The organism is Coleofasciculaceae cyanobacterium (genome assembly GCA_036703275.1).
In the GTDB taxonomy this organism is placed as follows: domain Bacteria; phylum Cyanobacteriota; class Cyanobacteriia; order Cyanobacteriales; family Xenococcaceae; genus Waterburya.
This window is the reverse complement of record DATNPK010000057.1, coordinates 1-23449: the sequence shown is the minus strand read 5'-3', so window position 1 is coordinate 23449 and position 23449 is coordinate 1. Positions and strand designations below refer to the sequence as shown.

The 23449-nt window shown below is 38.0% G+C and carries 23 protein-coding genes and 1 pseudogene; 8 read left to right on the top strand and 16 right to left on the bottom strand.

Annotated elements, in window-relative coordinates:
• Nucleotides 1-75 precede the first annotated feature (75 nt).
• Together V6C71_10225 and V6C71_10220 are read left to right on the top strand one after the other, a co-directional pair.
• On the top strand, nucleotides 76-330 hold the full coding sequence (locus V6C71_10225; GenBank protein HEY9768856.1) for a SemiSWEET transporter: 255 nt from the start codon (nucleotides 76-78) through the stop codon (nucleotides 328-330).
• 194 nt (nucleotides 331-524) lie between these two features.
• The gene (locus V6C71_10220) at nucleotides 525-1469 is read left to right on the top strand and encodes an NAD(P)H-dependent glycerol-3-phosphate dehydrogenase (GenBank protein ID HEY9768855.1); all 945 of its coding nucleotides are present in this window, start codon (nucleotides 525-527) and stop codon (nucleotides 1467-1469) included.
• Here V6C71_10220 and V6C71_10215 read toward each other — a convergent pair.
• The 7 genes and pseudogenes from V6C71_10215 to V6C71_10185 form a co-directional block, all read right to left on the bottom strand.
• Entirely contained in the window at nucleotides 1466-1651 is a 186-nt protein-coding gene (locus V6C71_10215; protein ID HEY9768854.1) for an EAL domain-containing protein, read from the bottom strand. The genes V6C71_10220 and V6C71_10215 overlap by 4 nt on opposite strands.
• 31 nt (nucleotides 1652-1682) lie before the next feature.
• Nucleotides 1683-2051, bottom strand: coding sequence for an EAL domain-containing protein (locus V6C71_10210; protein ID HEY9768853.1), 369 nt, complete (start codon nucleotides 2049-2051; stop codon nucleotides 1683-1685).
• 2 nt (nucleotides 2052-2053) lie between these two features.
• Nucleotides 2054-2674 (bottom strand): diguanylate cyclase, encoded by a 621-nt coding sequence (locus V6C71_10205; GenBank protein HEY9768852.1) that lies wholly within the window; start codon nucleotides 2672-2674, stop codon nucleotides 2054-2056.
• Between the two features lie 297 nt (nucleotides 2675-2971).
• A pseudogene (locus tag V6C71_10200) lies at nucleotides 2972-3367 on the bottom strand (response regulator).
• 278 nt (nucleotides 3368-3645) lie between these two features.
• A complete protein-coding gene (locus V6C71_10195) occupies nucleotides 3646-4020 on the bottom strand; it encodes a DUF1818 family protein (GenBank protein HEY9768851.1) in 375 nt (124 codons plus the stop codon).
• A gap of 104 nt (nucleotides 4021-4124) precedes the next feature.
• Nucleotides 4125-4352 carry a DNA-directed RNA polymerase subunit omega gene (locus tag V6C71_10190; protein ID HEY9768850.1) on the bottom strand — a complete coding sequence of 76 codons (228 nt, stop codon included), beginning with the start codon at nucleotides 4350-4352 and terminating at the stop codon, nucleotides 4125-4127.
• Between the two features lie 200 nt (nucleotides 4353-4552).
• On the bottom strand, nucleotides 4553-5026 hold the full coding sequence (locus tag V6C71_10185) for a phosphate-starvation-inducible PsiE family protein (protein HEY9768849.1): 474 nt from the start codon (nucleotides 5024-5026) through the stop codon (nucleotides 4553-4555).
• Between the two features lie 514 nt (nucleotides 5027-5540).
• Here V6C71_10185 and tpiA point away from each other — a divergent pair.
• A complete protein-coding gene (gene tpiA, locus V6C71_10180) occupies nucleotides 5541-6266 on the top strand; it encodes a triose-phosphate isomerase (protein ID HEY9768848.1) in 726 nt (241 codons plus the stop codon).
• Between the two features lie 1381 nt (nucleotides 6267-7647).
• A complete protein-coding gene (locus V6C71_10175) occupies nucleotides 7648-7920 on the top strand; it encodes a helix-turn-helix transcriptional regulator (protein ID HEY9768847.1) in 273 nt (90 codons plus the stop codon).
• A 227-nt stretch (nucleotides 7921-8147) separates the two neighbouring features.
• Here the strand turns inward: V6C71_10175 and trpA are convergent, their stop codons facing one another.
• From trpA to V6C71_10150, 5 genes are all read right to left on the bottom strand, one after another.
• Entirely contained in the window at nucleotides 8148-8942 is a 795-nt protein-coding gene (gene trpA / locus V6C71_10170; GenBank protein HEY9768846.1) for a tryptophan synthase subunit alpha, read from the bottom strand.
• Nucleotides 8943-8982: 40 nt separating this feature from the next.
• Nucleotides 8983-9288: a DUF3007 family protein gene (locus V6C71_10165; GenBank protein HEY9768845.1), complete on the bottom strand. Its 306-nt coding sequence runs from the start codon at nucleotides 9286-9288 to the stop codon at nucleotides 8983-8985.
• A gap of 9 nt (nucleotides 9289-9297) precedes the next feature.
• The gene (locus V6C71_10160; GenBank protein ID HEY9768844.1) at nucleotides 9298-9561 is read right to left on the bottom strand and encodes an NAD(P)H-quinone oxidoreductase subunit L; all 264 of its coding nucleotides are present in this window, start codon (nucleotides 9559-9561) and stop codon (nucleotides 9298-9300) included.
• Between the two features lie 209 nt (nucleotides 9562-9770).
• Nucleotides 9771-14654, bottom strand: coding sequence for a caspase family protein (locus V6C71_10155; GenBank protein ID HEY9768843.1), 4884 nt, complete (start codon nucleotides 14652-14654; stop codon nucleotides 9771-9773).
• Nucleotides 14655-15391: 737 nt separating this feature from the next.
• Nucleotides 15392-16189, bottom strand: a complete 798-nt coding sequence (locus V6C71_10150; GenBank protein HEY9768842.1) for a DUF4079 domain-containing protein — start codon at nucleotides 16187-16189, stop codon at nucleotides 15392-15394.
• Nucleotides 16190-16722: 533 nt separating this feature from the next.
• Between V6C71_10150 and V6C71_10145 the strand changes: the two genes are divergently transcribed.
• Nucleotides 16723-17637: a mechanosensitive ion channel family protein gene (locus V6C71_10145; protein ID HEY9768841.1), complete on the top strand. Its 915-nt coding sequence runs from the start codon at nucleotides 16723-16725 to the stop codon at nucleotides 17635-17637.
• Between the two features lie 87 nt (nucleotides 17638-17724).
• Here V6C71_10145 and V6C71_10140 read toward each other — a convergent pair whose 3' ends face one another.
• Together V6C71_10140 and V6C71_10135 are read right to left on the bottom strand one after the other, a co-directional pair.
• Nucleotides 17725-17967 carry a hypothetical protein gene (locus tag V6C71_10140; protein ID HEY9768840.1) on the bottom strand — a complete coding sequence of 81 codons (243 nt, stop codon included), beginning with the start codon at nucleotides 17965-17967 and terminating at the stop codon, nucleotides 17725-17727.
• Between the two features lie 79 nt (nucleotides 17968-18046).
• On the bottom strand, nucleotides 18047-18457 hold the full coding sequence (locus V6C71_10135; GenBank protein ID HEY9768839.1) for a DUF4112 domain-containing protein: 411 nt from the start codon (nucleotides 18455-18457) through the stop codon (nucleotides 18047-18049).
• Nucleotides 18458-18695: 238 nt separating this feature from the next.
• Between V6C71_10135 and dxr the strand changes: the two genes are divergently transcribed.
• The 3 genes from dxr (at nucleotide 18696) to mutL (ending at nucleotide 22741) form a co-directional block, all read left to right on the top strand.
• The gene (dxr, locus tag V6C71_10130; GenBank protein HEY9768838.1) at nucleotides 18696-19886 is read left to right on the top strand and encodes a 1-deoxy-D-xylulose-5-phosphate reductoisomerase; all 1191 of its coding nucleotides are present in this window, start codon (nucleotides 18696-18698) and stop codon (nucleotides 19884-19886) included.
• Nucleotides 19887-20119: 233 nt separating this feature from the next.
• A complete protein-coding gene (locus tag V6C71_10125; GenBank protein HEY9768837.1) occupies nucleotides 20120-20863 on the top strand; it encodes a hypothetical protein in 744 nt (247 codons plus the stop codon).
• 102 nt (nucleotides 20864-20965) lie between these two features.
• Entirely contained in the window at nucleotides 20966-22741 is a 1776-nt protein-coding gene (gene mutL / locus V6C71_10120) for a DNA mismatch repair endonuclease MutL (protein HEY9768836.1), read from the top strand.
• Nucleotides 22742-22748: 7 nt separating this feature from the next.
• Here the strand turns inward: mutL and V6C71_10115 are convergent, their stop codons facing one another.
• A complete protein-coding gene (locus tag V6C71_10115) occupies nucleotides 22749-22955 on the bottom strand; it encodes a hypothetical protein (GenBank protein ID HEY9768835.1) in 207 nt (68 codons plus the stop codon).
• Nucleotides 22956-23001: 46 nt separating this feature from the next.
• Nucleotides 23002-23449 (bottom strand): zinc ribbon domain-containing protein (locus V6C71_10110; protein ID HEY9768834.1); only part of this gene is annotated, 448 nt, incomplete at its 5' end.

Sequence of the window (23449 nt, the reverse complement as noted above, 5' to 3'; positions counted from 1 at the left end):
GACCCTCAATATTAATCTCGATAGAATAGTTGAGTCTAAATTACTATCTAATAACGGAAGCTCAACTATTGTCCTATGGAACCAATGACTTATGTGGGTCTTGTCGCCGGAATTTTAACGACTATTTCTTTTTTGCCTCAAGCGATTAAAACCTGGCAAACTAAATCGACTAAAGATATTTCCTTGGCAATGTTTCTCTGTTTCTGTTTTGGGGTTATATTATGGGTACTTTATGGCTTTTATACTAATAACCTACCTGTGTTTTTGGCTAACTTCGCTACTTTTGTCCTGGCGTTTTCTATTCTGGTCTGTAAGTTGAAATATGGCTAATGGAGTTAAAAGTAGCAGGTAGCTGTAGATTCTTTTGTTGTGGTCTGAGAGTTTTCTTTGCCATGATACTGCTGCATACTGCTGCATCGTCAAATTAGCAATGATGTTTATTTTTGTACGCTAGGGTAATAAAGCGCGAAATCTCTTCTAAAGTAAAGGAGATGAATTGAAAATATTATTCTGGGATTATATTTGTGAATATTCCACCTAATATTGTCGCTATTTTGGGAACAGGAGTCTGGGGTTCGGCATTAGGTAAGATTGCCGAGAAGAATAACCATCATGATGTATGTTTTTGGTCACATCGCGGTAATATTGCTTTAGAATCTGTAGTCAAAGATGCAGCGATCATCGTGTCTGCGGTTTCGATGAAAGGAGTAATTCCTACTGCTAACAAGTTGCGATCGCTTAACTTACCATCAGACAAGATTATAGTTACTGCGACTAAGGGACTAGATCCAGAAACTACCCGCACTCCTTCTCAAATTTGGCAGCGCGCTTTTCCTAATAATCCTGTAGTAGTACTTTCTGGCCCGAATCTCTCTAAGGAAATAGCCCAAGGTCTACCAGCAGCAACGGTGTTGGCTAGTAGTAATTTAACTGCTGCCGAACAGGTACAGTCAATTTTTGGCTCTGATACTTTCCGCGCCTACGTCAACGAAGATCCGATCGGCACGGAGTTAGGGGGGACGATTAAAAATGTGATGGCGATCGCCTCGGGAGTCTGTGATGGCATGAAACTAGGCACAAACGCTAAAGCTGCTTTGCTGACTCGCGCCTTACCTGAAATGATTCGCATCGGTACTCATTTAGGTGCGTCTGGAGAAACCTTTTTTGGTTTATCGGGTTTGGGAGACTTAATTGCCACTTGCGATAGCTCTTTGTCTCGTAACTATCAGGTAGGTTATGGATTAGCTCAAGGTAAAACTTTGGCACAAATTTTGGCAAATTTAGAAGGGACAGCAGAAGGAATTAATACTACTAACGTAGTGATAAAAATTGCTGATTTGGAGGCGATCGCTGTTCCCATTACCAGACAGGTACACAGACTGTTGAGGGGAAAAATTAACCCAGAAGAAGCAATTCAGGCTCTAATGGAGCGAGATCTTAAACCAGAATTTTGCGATCTAGATTTTTAACCTTGAAGATTGTCTAGAAACTGCCACGCCAAGTCTTTATTTAAAGGTTTGGCATAAAAATATCCCTGAGCAAATTCACAACCCCAATCTTTGAGTTGCTGACTCTGTTGCATAGTTTTTACTCCTTCAGCGATAACATCAAATCCCAGATTGTGCGCTAAATCTAAGATTGCTTTAACAATAGTAGAGGCCTAACTATTTTAATTTAAGCGATTAACAAACAAAGCGATCTATTTTGAGAGTATCTACAGAAAACCGATTTAAATAGCTCAAACAAGAGTAACCAGTCCCAAAATCATCGATCGCCAGTTTAATTTGACGTGCTTTTAGCTGATTAAAAACGCGATCGGCTACAGTTGCATTATTCATCAGCAGTGATTCAGTAATTTCTAATTTGAGGTGTTTAATTTCGATTCCATTACTGTCAATTATTCGCTCTAATTCCGTAATAAAATCTTCTTCAAACTGTTTAGCAGAAATATTAACGCTCACGGTAAAAATCTTCTGCTGATTAGACAATTGATTTTGCCAATGACTAATTTGTTGACAAGCTTCTTGAAGAATCCATCTGCCTAACAGCAAAATTAGATTAGTCTGTTCGGCGATCGGAATATAAATTTATCTGGAGATATAAAGCCTTTTTTGGGATAATGCCAGCGTACTAAAGTCTCAAATCCGCTAATTTTTCCAGTATTTAAGCAAATTATTGGTTGATACTTGAGATAAAATTCTTTACGCTGAAGTGCGATACGTAAATCGGTTTCAATTTCTAAAATTTCTAGAGTCGTGTTTTGAATTGTACCATTGAAAACTTGATAGTAATTACTACTAAATTTTTTAGCTTTTTGAATTGCCAAATCTGCATCTCCAAAAATTTCCTCTGGGTCTAAATAATTAGCATCGCAAACCACAATTCCCATATTGAAAGTTAGGAAAATTTTTCTTTGTCCAACAATAAATGCTGAAGCTAAACACTGTTGAATTTTTTGAACCAGAGCGATCGCCTTGTTTGTTTCTGATGTTTCTTCTAGCAAGATAGCAAACTTATCTTCGCCAAAATGAGCTAGTTGAATATTTTGAATATTTTCTGCCGAGATTTCTGACTTTAATCTTTTACTCATCATGGTCAATAATCGATCTCCTGCTTGGCAACATAGAGAATAATTAATAATCTTAAATCGATTACAGTCTAAAATAAGTGTGATGAATTTTTGGTCTAATTTTTAATGATCAACTGATAATAATTTTTCCAGCTTTCTAACTAATCACAATCGATCTGGTAATCCTGTTCAAGAGTTATTCCATGCCAAATATTCTAATTTTTTTTGAATTTTTATTTGATCAATCTCTACTTGTAATTGAGTTGTTATTTCAAGAAGTTTACACTCAAGATCGAAATTAAGTTGACGTATCTCAGTCTCCGCAGCAATTCGACTATAAATTTATATTTGCAATAGCTGATTTTTTTGAACTAGCTGTCTTCTTAAATTCGGTAAATTTAACTAATTATTAACTCTTGAAAGAACTTTAGGAATTGGAAATGGTTTACTAATATAGTCTACTGCTCCTGCCTCAAATGCTTTAACTTTATCAAAAATATTATCTAAAGCACTAACAAAAATAATTAGAATATCTTTAGTCAACTCAGACTTTTTTAACTGTTGACAAATTTAAAAGCCATCTATATCTGGCATATTTATATCCAATAAAATTAAATCTAGTATCTTGGTTTTGATAGTTAATAATGTCATCGCACCATTGGTAGCACAACGAACTTGATAACCTTCTTTAATTAAAGTTTTGGACAATAAACGCAAATTATTAGGGGTATCATCTACGCTCAAAATATTATTGGCAGATAGTCGATCTTCTTGAGTAATTAATGTTGCGTTAGTCATCGGATATAGCTTAGACTTTAATGCTATATAGTTAAGTTATTAAAAAAAATTAAAGTAGATTTCTTTGATAAGATGTTACTATCGAAAGTTGGTGTGATCTGATTGTTCTAAAACAAATTAATTATTAAGTTCAGCAACTATCAATTGGCTATAAATAGTCTTTTTTGATATTCACTACAAAACAGGCTGATGCTAAAAACAATGAGCCAATGCCAAACTATTACACTCTGTTGATTATATAGAAGCGAAAATAACTAAAGTTATTTCCCGATCGCAGCTCAACTTTTATTACCCCTTTGATTAAAACCCAAGGAATTAAAAGCATTAACTAACATCGGAGCGACACCTTCTGTCCAATTTCCTTCGCAACGGCGATCGCAACTTAAAATAAGACGTAGAGAATAACTATGGGGATAACCTTCTACTTCTAGCCACAGCAGAGCAGTTTCTGCTTCGCAGTTAATTTTCTCTCGATCCATTAGCTCGGCTGACATTTGGCTCATGGTTTCCACAAGCTGAGTTAACAAACGGTAAAAATCTGCCAGCTCAGCTTCAGTTAGCTCGATCGCCCAATCATTTGCTCCCACTAAACCTTGATATTTAGAGTTGTGAGGATGCCAGCCAATACGCCACCCATCCCCAGTTTGCATCATACGTGACAATTTTTGACGTTATTAATTCTCAGTAATAAATTTGTTAGAACTGCATTACTATACGCAGCTATAAGCCTGTTAATGAGTAATAAAAATAATCTTCTTTAATCGCCAATGATTTCTGGTTGAGTTAACTCATCAGACATTTCAATAATGGCGCGAATTACAGGCTTCATTGTCGGGTCATCAAAATTTTCTAGTTCTTCATAACGACGGCGTTTAGCCCGATTAGCAACCTGAACGGTAATGCGATATCGATTAGAAGCTGCGCTCACTAGTTCTTCGGAACGATACATAATGTGGGAAGAGTTAAAAGAACTTTTTCTTTGCATTGATGGCGATGCCTCTTAGCTAATTATTTGATAAATGCAGAATTAACTGCAAAATAACATTTTAACAAATATTAGGAAAGTCAAATGCTAACTTACCGCTATTAGCAGTATTGATAGGCAATTTAAACACAATTTCTCATGATTCTTGGTCTTCAAGACAAAATTCATTGTTTCTACCTCGATCAAAAGCGCAATATATGTTAATTAGATTTGTTTCTTTCGTTTACCGTTTTAATTAGCCAATAGCTAGCAGATAAACAGATAATCGCTATACCCAAAGCGATTAAATCTGAGTTGGTATACTTTTGCAGGTCAAAAATAATTATCTTACGCGCAACCGCAATTAAGGACGTAACAATCACCAATTCCAACTGAACAATATGTTTTTTAAGATAGGCAGTAATATTTTCTAGTAATTCTAAGGCAATCAAAATATTCAGAAATGAGCCAAAGAGTTCAATCAAGCTTTTGTTATAGAAGCCTTTGGGGTCATTAATTACATCTTCGATGAGAAAGAAAATTAAATCTCCTAAAGCAATCAGGATTACCACTGATAAGGTCAAAGACAAGGTTTTGGCGACAAAGTTTTCAATCCAGTGAATTAATTTAAGATAACTCTCGTCTGTAGTCGCTTGCTTTAATAAACCCCATACTCCTCTTTTTGGCTTGGTCATCCGATTAAGTCTTCTAATTTTGAGTAACTCGCCGATGATTCATCTTCCAATCCATAATACAGAAAAAGAAACGACCGCCAAAACTTAAGTAAACTAAGTAAGGCGATCGCATTTTTGATATTTTATCGATCACTCACCAACAAGATTCAGTAAACTAACAGCCAATTAAAAATGTAGCGCTATCTACTTGCTGACAATATTATTAAGTTTTAAAACAATAAGTAGTTACAAAATTTAAACAATATGAGCAAAGTAATAATTGCTATTTTGAAACCGTCACGCTAATCAGAGCAAACATCTTTAACAGAAATAGACCGAGCAAATTTTGTGACTGTATATTAAAATATAGCCATTTTTTATAAGAAAAGTTAAGTTTTTTAAAGAAATTAAGTTTTTTATCTGGCATTGTGTGATCTGGCAATACAAAATTGACAGTACTTTTGATAATCTAGCCTTAACCCCCCACGAAGCCTTAAACTTAGATTTGCAGAGAATTTAGGTTGTTTTTTAGATTGTGCGAAAAATAATAATTGCTGGTAATTGGAAGATGCACAAAAATCAGGCAGAGTCCTTGGCTTTTGTACAGACGTTCAAATCTGAGATTGAAGAAACGAGAGAAGAACGAGAGATTGTTTTGTGCGCCCCGTTTACTTCCCTGACTGTAATGTCAAAAAATCTGCATGGTAGCAGGATCATGTTAGGGTCTCAAAACATCCATTGGGAAACTGAAGGTGCATATACTGGAGAAATTTCTGGAGAAATGCTGACAGAAATCGGCGTTGATTATGTGATTGTTGGTCATAGCGAGAGAAGACAGTATTTTGGGGAAACAGACGAAACGGTAAATCTGCGATTAAAGGCAGCCCAACAATATGGATTGAAACCGATTCTTTGCGTTGGTGAAACTAAAGAACAAAGAGATGCTGAAGAAACAGAAAACGTTATTATAAGTCAGCTAAAAAAGGATTTAGTCGGAGTAGATCAAAACAACTTAGTAATTGCCTATGAGCCAATCTGGGCAATTGGGACAGGTGATACTTGTGAATCTAAAGAAGCAAACCGCGTTATCGGTATTATTCGCCAACAATTAGATAACCAAGATGTATCTATTCAATATGGTGGTTCGGTAAAGCCTAGTAATGTGGCTGAAATTATGGCTCAGTCTGAAATCGATGGAGCTTTGGTTGGCGGCGCAAGTTTATCTGCCAGCAGCTTTGCTCGAATTGTTAACTACGAGTAATCAACGCCTTTGAAGCATCTTATTAATAGTTAACACTTAAAAGGATTAGGACAAATAGCTCTGGTATTTAACTTTGGCGTAAGAGAATTCTTTCTCTAAGTTTGAAGAACTTAGTGAGAGATGAATCAAACTAAGCGGTTAAATAGCAATTCACGAACTCTTTATATATCAATAGTCTTAGGCATTGTATACTTGTTCAAGTATCACAAATCTAGCCTATGTTGCTGTAAGTTGATACTATTTGCGAAACAAAGCGGTCTTGAAGGTTTCCCTCATAGAGCTATTGTTTCAAGACGCACCTTGACAATTTGGTAATGGGTTCGACACAAGAGTTGTGTCGGTAAAATACCAAGCGTAATTAGGAGTATTAGTAATTTGATTATTCATATTCCGTTAGTACCCGTGGTCTACGGGGGAATAAATTGACTGTCAAGTCGGGCTGTCGGGGACATTGTGAGCAAATCATCTTGTCTAGACAAGTGGCATCGGGCAGTAAAGCCTAATCGCGAGGTTATGAAGCTCGTTCTAAATCTTTGATTTAGGATGAGAGAAGTCACTACAGCTTATTATCTCTTCGGAAGTTCCGAAGAGATAGCCTTTTTTACCACTTATACTTGCTTTTTGTCTAAATAAGCTGAAAATTCGACTTTTACAGTTTAACTTTAACATTCTAAAATAACACTTCACGAGCTTAGAGATTGATAAGCTCTATTAGATGTTCTTGGTGGCAAAATTTTCGGACAACATATTTATTTGTTTAGCAGCGATAGGTTTAGTGGTAAGCCTAGATTTGGCATAGTATTTCCCAGCTTATCTCTAATTATTTTTATCAGTAAAGCACAAGATTAGCTTCAGCATAATCACCGAAATAATCAACCTTTATTGAATTATTAATTATTTAACAAATAATTAATAATTGGAATATTAAACAAGCTAAATATGCTTAAAAGTTCTTTTTTGGTTAATTGCAAAATTCGGTGTTTTTGCGAATAGTCTTATATTTTTTATTTGTTAGTATAGGACAAAATTGAGCGTATAAATCGAGCGTATTGGTCTCCAAAATATGATGTTATTGCTTTATAAAATAACATTTATATTATTACGGGATTACTACCAATCTATTCTATATTTTCTAATTCAGTAATTACTCTTATTTTATTTATACACCAATGCGAGTTTTTATGGCTGTCCGATACTATCTATTTAGCTGATAGCAAATAGATTACCGATTAATAACTGGTAATGTTTTTTTGCATATGTTGATTTTTTATTGCTAATGACAGCAATAAAATTCAATTTCAAGATAAACATTTCTGGTGTTTATGCTGTCTAAATAATTACTATCCACTATTCTATAGTTACTAAAAATTATCTAAATATTATGACAAGACCTAAAAAATCTCAGCGTCAAGAAACAAATTCACCTTTTAAAAGGTTAAGACTAAACGTTAAATTGTCCCAAGAACAACTAGCCAGAGAAATTGGTGTAGCAGTATCTACTATTCGTCGCTGGGAAAAAGGACAGGCTGAACCAACGATGACGGTTGCTCAGATGAAAGAATTTTGTAAAGCAGTCCAGAAAAATTTTGACGATTTGCCTAATTCTCTCCTACCACCAGATAGTCCTAAAAGTAGCAGCTATGGCAGAGCCTGATTTAAAGTTACAATTTAGTTTATTGAGTTAATTGTATTATTCTTTTTTTTGTAGAATGTAAATAGGCTAATGCATCTATAAATGACTTCGTTATTGATGCAATAGCGAAAAATCGCCAACTACCATCCTCAACAACAAGATAGTTCAATTAAGAATTAAAATAAGTGGCTAATTTGTTTACACGACTTGTTGTTTAGGTCTTAATTAGTAACTCCAGAATTATTGCTTTAGGAAATCGCTTGTTTAAGGGAATGACAAAATTCGCCGATCGCCTTTAGTCCTGATTCTGGAGTTCCTTCTGCTAAACGTTTGACGATGGCACTGCCGACAATTATGGCATCTGCCCCCCAGTCTTTGACCTGCTTTGCCTGTTCAGGGTCAGAAATACCAAAACCGACTCCGATGGGTTTATCGGTGGCGCTATGCAAATTTGCTAGCAGATCTTTGACCTCTGTTGCCATTTGGGTGCGAACTCCCGTCACACCAGTTACCGAAACCAAATAAATGAAGCCTTGAGATTTAGCGGCGATCGCCTCAATTCTTGATTGAGAACTAGTAGGGGCAACCAACAACGTTACTTCAATGCCAATTTCGGCTGCTGGCTTAAGCAAGACTTCCGCTTCTTCTAAAGGAAGATCGGGGACAACCAAACCACTAACTCCTGCCTCCTTTACTTGCCGCAGAAAAGACTCAATGCCACGGTAATAGATTGGATTGTAGTAGGTAAATAAAATAATTGGGACATTTATTTTGCTTGTTACCTTGGTAACTACTGCCAAAACATCTTCTAACTGGACACCTTTTTGTAAAGCTCTAGTTGCTGCTGCTTGAATAGTAGGACCATCAGCCAGAGGATCGGAATAGGGAACGCCTAATTCAATCAGATCTGCTCCATTATCGGCTAAGACTTCTAGTGCTTTAGCCGTCGTTTCTAAATCTGGATCTCCCGCCGTGACAAAGGGAATTAAAGCACATTGAGAATTTTGTTTGAGATCTTGAAAGCAACGAGCAACATTCATCATATAAAATTAATTTGATTAAAACTTACAATAATTGAAATATCTAGGATTCTTTTCCCTGCTCAATCTCTTGCTGTAGTTGAGCTAATTCTTCAGGAGACATCTCTTCTAGACGTTTTTGCATCACAGCCTCCTCATAATCTTTGAGCTGTTGATTATAAGTCATGCGTTTGCTCCCAACCCGTATTAAATAGGTTAAAGACCAGCCAACTAAACCAATAACCAAAGCTGTTTGAGTCCAGATTCCTGCCTTTATACCATCTAGACCAAATATTCGCAGCGCAACATAAACCAATCCAGCCCCAATAAATACACCCAGAGCAATACCAAGAGCATCGATTCTACGCATATTATTATTTTAAGCTTTTAAATTGCGACGTTTAGGACGAAAATTAAGAAAAGGGCTGAGCAAGATCATCCCAGGAAAGCTCAAGAACACAAAAAGATACATAATTAATCGTTCAATCGAACCAGCAACGTACCAACGCTTGCTGAGATAGAAATAGACCAATGCTGGTAACACCAAAAGATATGTGCCACTGAGAACCAAATATAATAAGGCAACTAAGTTAGTCTCTGTAAGTAGCATAATAGCGTTTAACTGTGAGGAAATTTCTGACATTGTTATTCTACCAGGGCAAACGCACAGATTTTCTAAGTTTCTTACTTGTAGCTGATAAAACTAGTTTGATTGCTGATATTTTTGAAGTAAATTATTCAACTGGGATTGTCTATCCCTTATGATTGCTTCAACTTCTTGAGCCTTTCTTTTAAGTTCAAAAACCTCAAGTTCTACTAATCTTCGATCTTTTTAACTGCGAGCGATTTATTTTACTGACATAATTCTTGCTCATTTTGTTTGACCTTGGGATTAGTCGAGAGATAATCAGACAGGCGATCGCACCCTTGAGTTAAAAGATTATCTAAATCTAAATTCCACCAGAATAAGCCTTGTTGTTCTTCGGCACTAATCATAAATTGATCGTTGCTACTAAAAGTCAGACTATTGATTTGGCTGGTATGTCCCCGTAGGCTTTTAATTAACTCTCCTGTTTGAGTATCCCAAAGCCTGATAGTGCGATCGCCACTACCAGAAGCTAATAATGTACCATCAGCATTAAGGGCGATCGTAGTTACGCCGTCTTGATGTCCTGTGAGAATATGTAATAACTGGTTGGTTTTGCCTGCATCTTGTATTGACCAAAGCTTAACGGTATTGTCCCAACTAGCTGAAGCAAGAGTTTGACTATCAGAAGTAAATGTTAAGGAAGTGATAGCGAGGTTATGTGCATCAATAGTTTGTAATAATTTTCCTGCCAACGTCCATAGTTTAATTGTATTGTCGTAACCAGCCGAAGCAATTAACCTACCATCAGGACTAATAGTTACAGCTTTAATACTATCGGTATGTCCTGTCAGAGTTTGGCTTAATTTTGGTTGATTAGTTATGTTCCATATTTTAATAGTTCGATCTTCACTACCAGAAATTAGAGTCTGACTATCGGGACTAAAAGCAATGCTGTTAACTCCGTCTTGATGTCCTATCAAGCTGTCAATTAATTTACCGTTTTCCGCATCCCAAAGTTTGATTGTTTTATCCCAACTAGCGGAAGCAATTAATTTACCATCTGGACTATATTTGATTTGGGAAATAGTATCTTGATGTCCTGCTAAAGTACGAATTAGCTTTGGTGTGCCATCAGGATAATTACGCCAGATTTTAATCTTCCCATTCCAATCAGCAGTAGCAAAAGTATTATTAATTATCGGAGAAAATGCAATACTATAAATAGTTTCATTTTGATTAGAATAGCGATTAAATACCTGCCATATTCTTACAGTTTTATCGACACCAGTAGATATTAGTTGATAGTAATCGCTTTTAATTTCACCAGGCATAAACTTAATATCTAATACTTCTCCTGTATGTCCATTCAAAGTTTGTTGTAAAATTCCTTCTTTACTCCAGATATGAATTTTACTGTCGATAGTAGCAGTAGCTATCAACTTGCCATCAGAACTAATACTAATCCGATTGACTGGTTCTGTATGGGAATAAGAATTAATTAATTGCTGATTATATTTTGCTCTTAGTTCAACTTTTTTTTCACCTATAGTAGATACCGAGTAAATTTTAGCTTCTTCTCGGTATAGAGGATTATTTATTTGCTGACTAATATTATTAATATTGACACTAAGAGGATTTATTTTTGTTTGTGTACCAGTTAAACTTTTAATTAAATTACCTTGTTTATTCCAAATTATGATACTTTGGTCATCGCTAGCTCCTGCAATCAACTGACCATCATTACTAATACTAACGCTATTGATTTGTTGACTATGACCTTCAAGACGTTTTAATTCCTGACTACCATAAATAGACTGTTGTAAAGTAGCTGCTGTTTGAAATTCAGCATCTTGCCAAGAATCTTTATTTACTAGGATTTTTTCCCAGCTATTTATTTGTTGGACTTGTTTCCCTGCTTGCACACTAGTGTTTAAGGATTCTAACTGTTGATTCGCTAATAATTGCGCTTCAGCGGTAGCATTTAAACTAGCAATATTTTTCAATTGAGTAATTAACTTTTGTTGATAGATATTTACACAAGCAAAAGCGAGAGATAAACCAAAAATACCTAATGCAGTAGCAGCTTGTTGTGCTTTACGTAAGCGTTTCTTAGTTTCCTGTTCTTCGGCTAGTCTGGCATCAATACAGGCAGCAACAAAGTCCGTGGCTGTATCCGATAATTCATCGGCATAGTTAATATAAACCTCTTCCGCTTCGGCTAGACGGACACCCCGCAAAAGAAAATCAGGCTGTTTATTTTTTTGTAACCATAAGACTGTCGCCTGTTCAATTTGACGTTGCGATCGCAATCTACTGCGATTTTCTTCTAACCACCAACGCAAGGTAGACCAATGACGGATCAAGATTTCGTGAACGACTTCCACAGTTGCTTGCTGGCGCATTGCTTCTAGAAATAGTTCATCGTTTTCTGGAGGAGTCTCTGCACTACGGCTTTGCCCTAACTTACTGCCATCATCGAGATTAACCACCAATAATTTAGCATCGGTCAGAATGCGCAGAGTCTCATCAATTAATTTCTCTGGATACTTAGCTACGACCAAGTCCGCTTTAGTAATCCGCCGACGAGTATCTTCTGTACCTTCTCCTAATTGAGTCAAATTGAGAAAAATCCATCTAACACAATCTTGAGATTCAACATCTAAGCTATCGTATACTGTTTGTGCTTGTCTTTCTAATGCACCTTTAATTCCTTCTAGTTCTTGATAAGCTTTGAGGGTTAATTTGCCATTCTCACGACGTGACCATAGTTGCTGCAAAGCAAACTGTAAGAGGGGTAAATCGGCTGCCGAACGATCCAAATCCTGTAACAATACTTCGACTAAACCCGACTCAACCTGCAAACCAACCTGTTCGGCAGGTTTAATTATTGCCTGGCGATAATCAGCATCAGTCAAATAAGGCGGCACTAAAATACTATCTTTCTGCAATATTTGAGCTAATTCAGCAATTTCTAGACAAGAAGCCACAAAATCGGCTCTTATAGTCAAAACTAACTTAAAGCGATCGCCTGCATATTTAATTGCGCCTAAAATTAACTTTAGAAACTCCTGACGTTCACTTTCTCCTGTCAGGGTAAATAGTTCCTCAAACTGATCGATTACCAGTAACACCATCGGTTCAGTACGAGTTCTTAACCAGCAAACAAATCCTTCAACTCCTTGATACAGCAATCCCTCAATTTGCAGTTGTTCTTGAGCTTGAGACTCTTTACCACTAGAATCAGTTAATAATTTAGCCAAAGTTTGGATCGGTTTGTTGCCAGGACGAAAACAACCAAGCCTCCAGCGATCGCTACCAGGAATTTGTTTGCCCTGTCTCAGTTGCGCCATCAACCCCGCCTGTACTGCCGAGGATTTACCGCTACCAGAAGCACCAACTACCGCAATGCTTGTCTTATGGGCAATCTGGTTGAGCAACTTCTGAACTAATGCTTCTCGACCATAAAAATATTCGGCACTAGCTTCATCAAAAGCCTGCAATCCCATATAGGGACAAATTCCCAAGTCTAATACTTGCTGCTTATCTTCACTGACTACAACATTTTTAGCCGTAAGCAGTTCAATTACCCCCTGAGATCCCGACAACCAAACTTGAGGCACAATTCCTGTTCCTGCTAAAGCAATTTGCAGTTGAGTAATCCAGGCTGCAATGGGTAATCCTGCTTGAAAATCGGCATTTTGCAGCGTTTCTAAGACTGTGTTGGCAAACTGTTGACCATAACCTACTGGTGCATTGGCAGCAATCAAGCACTGTCCTCGTTCTGTTTCTAGCTGCAAGTCTTCGATCCAGTCTTCTAAAGAATGTTCGCCCCCGCAGTCCAAAATCACAATCTGCTGTAAGGCGCGGGAATTTTGCAGCACTTTTCTTAACCAAGAACGAGATAAGCGCATATTATCCTGCAAGACTAACCAGGATTCTCCTGTATCGGTAGTTTCAATCTCTGCCCGTAAATATAGTAAAGCCGTGCTAATGTAAGGAGCTGTCCCCTTCTGGCGAGGGCGGGACTTGTACGCTCCGTCAGAATTTGTTTGAGCTTGTGGTTGAGAATTAAGACAGGTGGCGATCGCTTTTTTGACCTGTGACCAAGGTTCATTAGTTTGAGGGAAGTACTTGAGGTTAAAATCTCCTGCACTTTGCAATACCTGGCTCAAAGCTAGAGTAGTACTATTACTATTGGCTTTAGGTCTACCATTAACTACTAAAGCTTGACGGGGATTAATCTTTAAATTGCAGGGCGACTGTTTGCCTAAGACAACCTTGCCAAATCCCTCAACAATCCGTTTGGGAGTCTGTAGCGGAAATTCTGACTGTAGCTTGCTTTCTCCCCTGCTACTTTTTTGCTGGTTGATTAAGCGTATTTGTTGATTAGTCTTATCAATATATCTTAGAGTCTGATGATAAACATACTGATATAAACCATCAGCTTCAATTATGCCTTGTGGATCGGCAGCTTCACCTCGCAAACCCCGCATTAGATAATAAGTAAACACTCCATGTCCCAATTCGGGAAATTCCCATGACTGTTGCGCGCGATCGCAGGATAATAAAGCATAAAAACCTTTGCTTTCGGCTGCTTTGTGACGCAATACTTCAACTAATTGGGAACTAGGATCGGCTGAGGATGCTGCTGTACCCCAGAGAGTCATCCCGCCACTGTGACAAGCATCTAACCAAACTAGCTGTTGACTAGCGGCACAATTGCTTAACTGCTTGAGTAAAGAATTTAATGGTATACCTGTAGTTAACAGTTTTTCTGTATTCGTATCGGCTAAACATAAAACTACCTGCTGGGTATTGGTTTCTAAAATACCGTGTCCTGAAAAGTAGAATAAAATTGTATCTTCTGAACTAGCCGAGTTAATAATCTGTTGGATGCTTTGCTGGATTTCTGCTAGGTAAGGACGTTGGTTAACAAAATCATGATGGATGATAACCTCCTTGTTAGCAAAGCTAGCCGTTGCTTCTTTGAGTGCTTTCCCCAATCCCTGACAGTCTAAAGCCGAATATTGTAGCGAAGATAAATTTTTTCGATCCTGATACTGATTGACCCCCACCAAAAGAATCCACAGTTTGGGGAGGTTTAAATTGGGAATTGTTTTTGGACGGGATTTGACGCGGGGACACATCGCTTTTTATCAGTTTGAGTTAACGGTCAGTATATATCTTTAGGTTAAATGTCTCATCTTTATGCAATATAGTTTTTAATGTTTTGCTGAATTGTATAATTATTGATCTCAACTAAGTAGGGTTAATTAGTTAATTATTTATTTGATGCCAATACTCGCTCGCTCATCAGCATCAATTGCTTTTACCAATTGTAAATATGAACCAGAGAAATTTAGCTTCCGCCGCCTCAAATCTTAAAAAACGTAATTTTATTTTAGGATTAATTGGTACGGCAGGGGCTTTAAATGGATTTTTGACTGCCTGCTTTTATGACAAACAGAATCTAGTTAATTTTGTCGAGATCTGCTTTGCGCTAATTGCTATTTGTTTAATCTACTTTTGGATTTATTATGACGCGCTTGCGCGTAGTTTTAGAAACCCTAAACTAATTCGATATTTAATTATTTTAATTGGAATTATTGGCGTACCAATCTATTTTTGGAAAACACGCAGTTTTAAAAACTTTTGTTTAAATTTAGGGGGTTTATGGTTATTTATGGTTTATTCTCTGATTTACTATGGATCTTTTTTTGTAGCTGCATTAGTTTTTACCAAATTAGGATATTATTCGTCAATCAGATAATTAATATTTTTTTAGTTTAATTCGATTTTTAATCAATAAAACTATTGGTACGATCGCAATCCAGCTCAAACTGGCAATTGCGATCGCTTTTCAGGATAAATTCGAGTCAAACAGCTAGCGAAAATCGATTTCAGGGGCTTGATAAATAGTATTTTGCTTCATAAGCTGGGCTGTTTTTAGGGGAGATAGCATTTCTACGGCAGCTTTAGCCTTCTTTTTGCCAATGGGAGGAATTTCTAACAAATCTCTCGCACCCGTAACACCTTGACCAATAAATAAGAGCAATGCCAAGCAATTAAGCACTATATGGATATTGCGTATAGTAAGACTACGATATATATCATCTAAGATAGCGAGGGAGAAAATCATCAACAGAGATACCGCTATTCCATAGTAGTAATGTGACCAATACCATTCATCTGCTAATCGCCACACTCCATCCTGTTGACCAATAATAATTAAACCCATTCCCGTCAGAGTGGCAAAAATACCCCGCCACAATTTGGGTTTGGCACGCAGCAATAAAACTAGAGAAGCGATCGTCGCGACAAACATCAAGATAATTAAGATAGCCTGAGGATTATTGTTTGACCAAAGTTTGCCTTTAATAAAGCTTTTATAGACAATAGAGTAGGCTAGGGCAATTAGGGATACAACCACAACACTCACAGCCAACCAACGTCCCACCTTGACGTGTTCTCGCCCTACTACCGCAGGAATCTTACTTTTCCCTTTTTTGCTTTCCAAACGACGCTGGCGAGTTTGCCAGGCGAAATTGGTCACAATACCTACCATAGGAAAGACGAATATTATCACTAGTGCAGGATGGATCAGAGAAACTAAATCCTCACTTCCTAAATAGGTAAAAGCTAAATACTTTTGTGCAATTAAAGTCCATGCATATATATTCATGGTATTTACAAGATAATTTGTTAATGAGTTTAGAGATTTTTCAACGTCTTCTCAGCAAGTTAAAACACAATTATGAAAATAGACTGAATTTCTGCTGATTTTAAAATGTTTCAGCAACCTAGTAGTCAAATCTTCGATACTTATTTCGATTTGGACAAAGTATTGATAATTATTCTTCTATGTAACGAAGTAACAATTGTTTTTGAAGCCTGAATAATTTAGTGGCGATCGCTATTACATCAAGGTACTCTGCATTAGTCTATTTAAATGAAGCTGGATGATTTGGATAAATCTCTATCCTGGGATAGATAAAATATTTTAACTTTTTTCTCTAGTTTCTTTCCTCTGAAAGATATTTTATTCAGCTCTTTCTGATAGCCTTGTTTTGTGAATTTTAGTGTAATGTGTAATGTGTCAAAAACACTTAATTATTTAAATCATTGCGCTCAAACTAAAATAGTACTTTTGTTGATTTTTGAAGCTCAATCTTAACTTAAGTCAAAAGTGAAATTAACCTCTGAATATCTGAATATATGAGTCAAATATTAGACACTATCTTTAACAGTTTGCGCGATTTGTTGGGCAGTGCGGTCAAAGTTTTTCCCGCCATCATTACCGCTTTGATAATTGTTATGCTGACTCGTTATGCAGCCAAGTTTGCCAAAAATGTTGCCGATCAAGTAGGTCAAAAAACTTTAAAAAGTAAATCTTTACAGTCACTACTACATAAAGCTGCCAACATAACCACTTGGATAGTTGGAGTGGTGCTTGCCTGCGTGGTTGCCTTCCCTGGCTTACGTTTAGGAGATATTATTGCCACCCTCGGGTTAGGTTCGGTAGCCATTGGTTTTGCTTTTCAAGACATCTTCAAGAATTTTCTTTCAGGAATTCTAATTTTAATTCAAAGACCATTTCGCATTGACGATCAGATTGTGGTTGGCGATTACGAAGGTACAGTAGAACAGATTGATATTCGGACTACGATGATTCGCACTTACACAGGAGAAAGGATCTTAATGCCAAATTCCGAGTTGTTCACCAGTGCTGTTCGTGTACGTACTGCATATAGTAAGCGTCGCAGCGATTTAGCAGTTGGAGTTGATTACAATACTTCTTTAACCGAAGCTAAACAGATTTTACAAAGAACAATCGAACGAGTAGAGGGAGTTCTAAATAAACCGATTCCCGAAATTGATTTAGTTGGATTTGGTGATAGTTCGATCGACCTAATTGTACGCTACTGGACAAAACCCAGGCAACAACAGGTAAGACAGGTGCAGACTGAGGCGATTATGGCAATCAAGTCAGCATTAGATGCGGCCAGCATTAGCATCCCTTATCCGATTCGTACTATTTATCATTACAATCAGGACAAGTATAACGACTATCTGCCTGCTGAGGCCAATGAAAATAATAGCCAAAGCGATCGCTATGCTGACTATGTGTAATTTATCATTTGTGACTGATAATTCGCCTTACAGTTACATAACAGTATTTGATTTAAGCTAATAGCTTATTAGCTAGGGCGAAGCCCTTTATAGGTCTGAAACGCTCTCTGGAGCTACGTCCATTACCTTTCTCTCCTCTTTAGCGATCTGTTGATCGGTAATTAAATCCTCAAGTTCATCAATATTAACGCCAATTTGCTGACAAGCTTTGTGCAGATTTTCGACAAACAAACCGATATTTTGACCGTATCCAGATTGTTTGGCGGCGATCGCCACTCCTTGTTTAGCATTGGCCTTGGCACAGTCGATTAGTTCTATTCCTTGAAGCATTAGGATTAATTTCTAGATGATTAGTAATTTCTGACTTTTATCTTCAAACGTGACATAACTTTTAATTAACTACATCCTCCTAATGACTGATCGTGGTAGTAACCGTAACTGGATCGGGATTTTCGCTAGTTAAATCTTGATTTTCTGTTTTGGCAAGATGCCGTTCTAAAATCTCTAGATTGCGAATATTAGCCTTGAAGTAAGCATCAAAAAGATCTCCAGCTATGGGAATAAAACCAATTGTGGTTTCCAGCATAATATTTTTGACCATCTTAGCTATTTCTGGCTTTTCTAATCCAAAACGAGTTGCCAGGAAAACCATATAAGCAGAAATTCCAGCGGTAATTAAATCTCCTCCTCCAGGTATTAAACCCAAAATGGGATCTAGCCCGATGCGAAATTTAGTTCCAGGTATGCCGATCGCTGTGTCTAAAAGATTAGCAATCCTGCGAATTTTCTGGAGAGTTCTCAGCTGTTGTATCCGATCCATAATTATAGTTAGACAAATATTGTTTTCTAATTCTATAGCGATCGTTATAGTTGCGCGATCCTCCTAATGGTCGATTGAGTCTCAAGAGATTACCGTGGTTTTTTGATTCCAAGACAACTCGATCTTGCTAATTCTTAGTTTTGAGTCAAAACAGTTCAAAAACAAAAAAAACCTTAACAATATTTCACCTGAGAATTTATAGTAAGAGCAGATATCGATCGCTATATTAAAAGACATCATGAAAGCAATTACTATTTTAGGTTCGACTGGTTCTATTGGGACGCAAACCCTGGATATTGTTACTCATCATCGAGATCGGTTTCGAGTAGTGGGTTTAGCAGCAGGAAGCAATGTTGCCCTCCTCGCCGAACAAATACGTACCTTCAAACCCGAAATAGTTGCCTTGGGAAATGAAGCTAAATTAGCTGAATTAAATGAGGCGATCGCTGATTGTTCCGCTCAGCCCCAAATATTAGTTGGTCAGGCAGGTATTTGTGAAGTGGCTCGTTATGGTGATGCGCAGAGCGTCGTTACAGGAATTGTCGGTTGTGCTGGCTTGCTCCCTACCATTGCTGCTATTGAAGCTGGAAAAGATATTGCCTTGGCTAACAAAGAAACCCTGATTGCAGGTGCGCCTGTAGTATTGCCTTTAGTCAAGAAACATCGAGTTAAACTTCTCCCCGCCGATTCCGAACATTCAGCAATTTTTCAGTGTCTTCAGGGTGTCCCCGCCGATGGCTTACGACGCATTATTTTAACGGCTTCGGGCGGTTCGTTCCGCGACTTGCCTGTCGAGAAATTAAGCTCGGTGACCGTAAAAGATGCCCTTAAACATCCTAACTGGTCAATGGGACAAAAAATTACTATCGATTCGGCAACCTTAATGAATAAGGGGTTAGAAGTAATTGAGGCTCATTATTTATTCAATCTTGACTACGAAAATATTGATATTGTAATTCATCCTCAAAGCATTATTCATTCATTGATAGAAGTGCAAGATACCTCGGTGTTAGCTCAGTTAGGCTGGCCTGATATGCGATTACCACTGCTTTATGCTTTGTCTTGGCCGGAGCGAATTTACACTGATTGGGAGCAGTTAGACCTAGTTAAAGCAGGAGATCTGACTTTCCGCGAACCAGACCATCAAAAATATCCCTGTATGCAGTTAGCTTATGCTGCGGGTAAAGAAGGAGGATTGATGCCAGCAGTACTAAACGCTGCTAACGAGCAGGCTGTAGCCTTATTTTTAACTGAAAAGATCGGCTTTTTAGATATTCCCCGTCTCATTGAGATTGTCTGCGATCGCTTTACTAGTCAAAATACATCTCAACCCAGTTTAGAAGATATTTTAGCTGCCGATCGCTGGGCAAGACAAGCAATTATTGATGCCGAAGACGTATCCCCTAATCGAGTTATTGCCTTAAAGTAATTCATATACATTGATCGATTACTAATTATTAGAGATTAGAGTGGGAAGAAGGCAGCTATTTCTTCTCCCCCGCTCAATAATATCAACTCAAACCAAAAATATAGCAGTAAATCAATACTTTCTGACAATAAATTAAGCAAGTAATTAATAAAAGGTTGAGAGCCGTTCGATTTTTAACCAACATTCAGCATCGAATAAATATACTTATATATATATTTATTCTTTAACAAAATATGGAAATTATCGAGACTATGCTTCAAATACAGTCTCTACTAAAGCAAATTGAGCTGCAAGAGCAAGCTAATCAGCAAGAACAGGCAAAAACTAGCCAACGCATCTTAGATTTAGAAACAGAGCTACAGCTACAGCAGCAGCGTCGCAACCAATTAGACGAAGAAGCTTTACGCTTATATACCCAAGCCGAAGAATTAAACCAAAAATTAGCTAAATTAAAGCGTATTGCTCATCTATCTAAAGAATTTCTGGAATTACATACTGAATGTCAAGATAACCAAGATTTACTCAATACTTTGTATTCTTCTGTTTCCACTGCATCAATTGAAGATAATAAACAAGCCTTACTTAATTCGCCAATTTTTAACCAGTCACAGTCCCAGCCAGAACCACCCAAAACTAACTATCAAGATTATTCTAAATATTCACTTAGCATCGAAAAAATCAAAGATGCTTTACCTGATGCGGAAAAGATTTACCAACAGCTAGTATCTAGATATTTAGAAGAATATAAAACTTATCAAAATTATATAGTAGATGGTTTAGATTTAATTTGGTATGCCGTAGCGTTTATTGCTTTTGGCAGATCTTCCTACCGTAAAATGGGCTTTAAATATCATCCAGATTTAGATGGCTCAGAACGAGCCATGCAGCTAATTAATACTGCTTGGTCTATTTCGCAAAACTTTTTAAAAGATTCAACTTCAACTCACACTGTGAATAACACCATTAACAGTCATTAAAGAAATTATCAAACTGATGCCTGAAAACGATAGGATAAATAACCTAAAGGTATCAGTTGAATTAGATGAGTTGAGAAGTAGCATTTCTCAAACAAGGATTGTATGGTATCAGAGATACAGACTCTACCAAATGAAGTAATCGATCTTATTGCAGCGGGCGAGGTGATCGATTCTTTAGCAGCAGTAATTAGAGAGCTAGTCGAGAATTCTCTTGATGCGGGGGCGAGTCGCATTACTATTGCTTTAGATCTTAATTTAGGCTGGGTTCAGGTGACAGACAATGGCAAGGGTATGCTATTGGAAGATTTACGGCTGTGTACCCAACCCCATAGTACCAGCAAAATTCGCACTCAAAAAGATTTATGGCAGATTACTAGCTTGGGCTTTCGTGGAGAGGCTCTTCACAGCATCGCCCAAGTAGCAGATCTCACTATTTGTAGCCGTGCTAAACACCAAACAGAGCCTGTGGGCTGGAAAGTGACCTATCAAGAGGCTAAACTCAGTCAAGAATCAATAGTGGCGATCGCCACTGGCACAATTGTCACTGTTTCTAACCTATTTGCCAGAATTCCCGTTCGTCGTCGAGGCTTACCTCCTGCTGCACAACAGCTAAAAGCAATTCAAAAACTAATTCAGCAAATTGCCCTATGTCATCCTCAAATCACCTGGCAAATTAAACAGAAAAATAGTCTTTGGTTCAAGATTAGCCCTGGTGCGACGGCTAGAGATGTTCTACCACAGTTTCTTAAAAGAGTTAGCAGCAGCGATTTAGCTTATCATCAGGTAGAAGTAACAACACCCAGCTTCGCCCAGCAAACTGAAGCCTTACTACAGTTTGCAATTAATCCTCATTCGTCAATCGGTAAGCGTCAATCTTCAGTAATCGATCGCTCTCAAATTGAACTAGTTATCGGTCTACCAGATCGCTGTCATCGTCATCGAGCAGATTGGGTTGGGGTGTCGGTTAATCATCGCTTTGTGCGATCGCCTGAACTAGAGCAGACTATTTTAAACAGCATGGCGAAAACTCTACCCCGCGATCGCTTTCCAGTCTGTTTGCTCCATCTTCATCTGTGTCCGAGTCAGGTTGATTGGAATCGTCATCCCGCTAAGTCGGAAATATATCTTCATTCTCTTTCCTATTGGCAAGCAGAAGTCACTCAGGCAATTTCCCATGCTTTAAAACTGAATACAGCTAATCTTCCTGCTGCGGTAGGCGATCGCCGAATCGGTAAGATGCTGCGCGTAGCTGAAGCTGCGTCTAAAAAATATCATATCGACCGCGAGCTTAGCAAACAGCTTGACACAACAACGAAGCAAAACATTTCGATTAACTCATTAAAACTTAGAGCAGTAGCTCAAGCAAACAAAACTTATATTGTTGCCGAACACGCTTCGGGAATATGGTTAGTGGAACAGCATATCGCTCACGAACGAGTATTATACGAACAGCTCCAGGACTGTTGGGAATTAGTCCCTCTAAAAACATCAATTACTTTAGAATATCTCAAGCCACGACAGCTAGAGCAGCTACAAAAATTAAAGATCGATATTGAACTATTTGGGGAAAACATTTGGGCGATACGTAATGCCCCGAAAATACTGGTAGAGCGAGATGATTGTGCTGATGCTTTAATTGAATTGAGTTGGGGCGGAGATTTGCGATCGGCTCAGGTAGCAACAGCTTGTCGTAGTGCGATTCGCAACGGTACAAATTTAAGTTTAGAAGAAATGCAGAATTTGTTGAATTTATGGCAAACTACGCGCAACCCCCGTACCTGTCCTCATGGTAGACCAATTTATCTTTCTCTCGAAGAATCTAGCCTATCTCGATTTTTTCGTCGCCACTGGGTAATTGGCAAGAGTCACGGAATTTAGTTATCGGTCATAGGTGTTGGATGAAGTAAACGCCGAAGTAAAAAGAAAACCATTCAACTTTCCCTCTATCTTCTGGTAATCCATAAGTTTGAACAACTTCAGCGATCTCATCTAGAGTAAAAACCTGACCGTCAAATGGTTTCAAATAAGGTTTACCTCGCTGTGTCCGAGGAATATTAAAACTTGGCATACTATCAGGATAGGTAATTGACATCCTCCCAACCGCTAAATCTTTGATTATAGCGGGGGATTCCTAAGACTCACGACTTAAGTTTCTGTTTTCTTCCTTTACGGGTTTTTCGCAACTGCCCTTCTTGCGACAATCGCTGCGCGACGCTACTGCGTCGCCAGTCGTCGAAGACGACGATCTGAGGCTTCGCCTCTGCGGGGAAACCCCCAAGACCGCGTTGTCGCGCTTTAACGCTATGGTTATCAGGTCTTATGTCCGCTCCACAGACAATCACCGCAAGCCCTGCGGCGAGTATATTTTTTCCAGCATTAATGTCGCGCCCGATGCCTTTGGTTTGGCAGCTAGGACAATCCCAACTGCGAACATTCAAAGGCAACTTATCCATTACGAAACCGCAATGGCTGCATCGCTTACTACTGGGGAAAAATCGGTCAATTTTAACCAATGTGCGTCCGTACCATTCACATTTATATTCAAGCTGACGAAACATTTCGCCCCAAGCAGCATCGCTAATACTA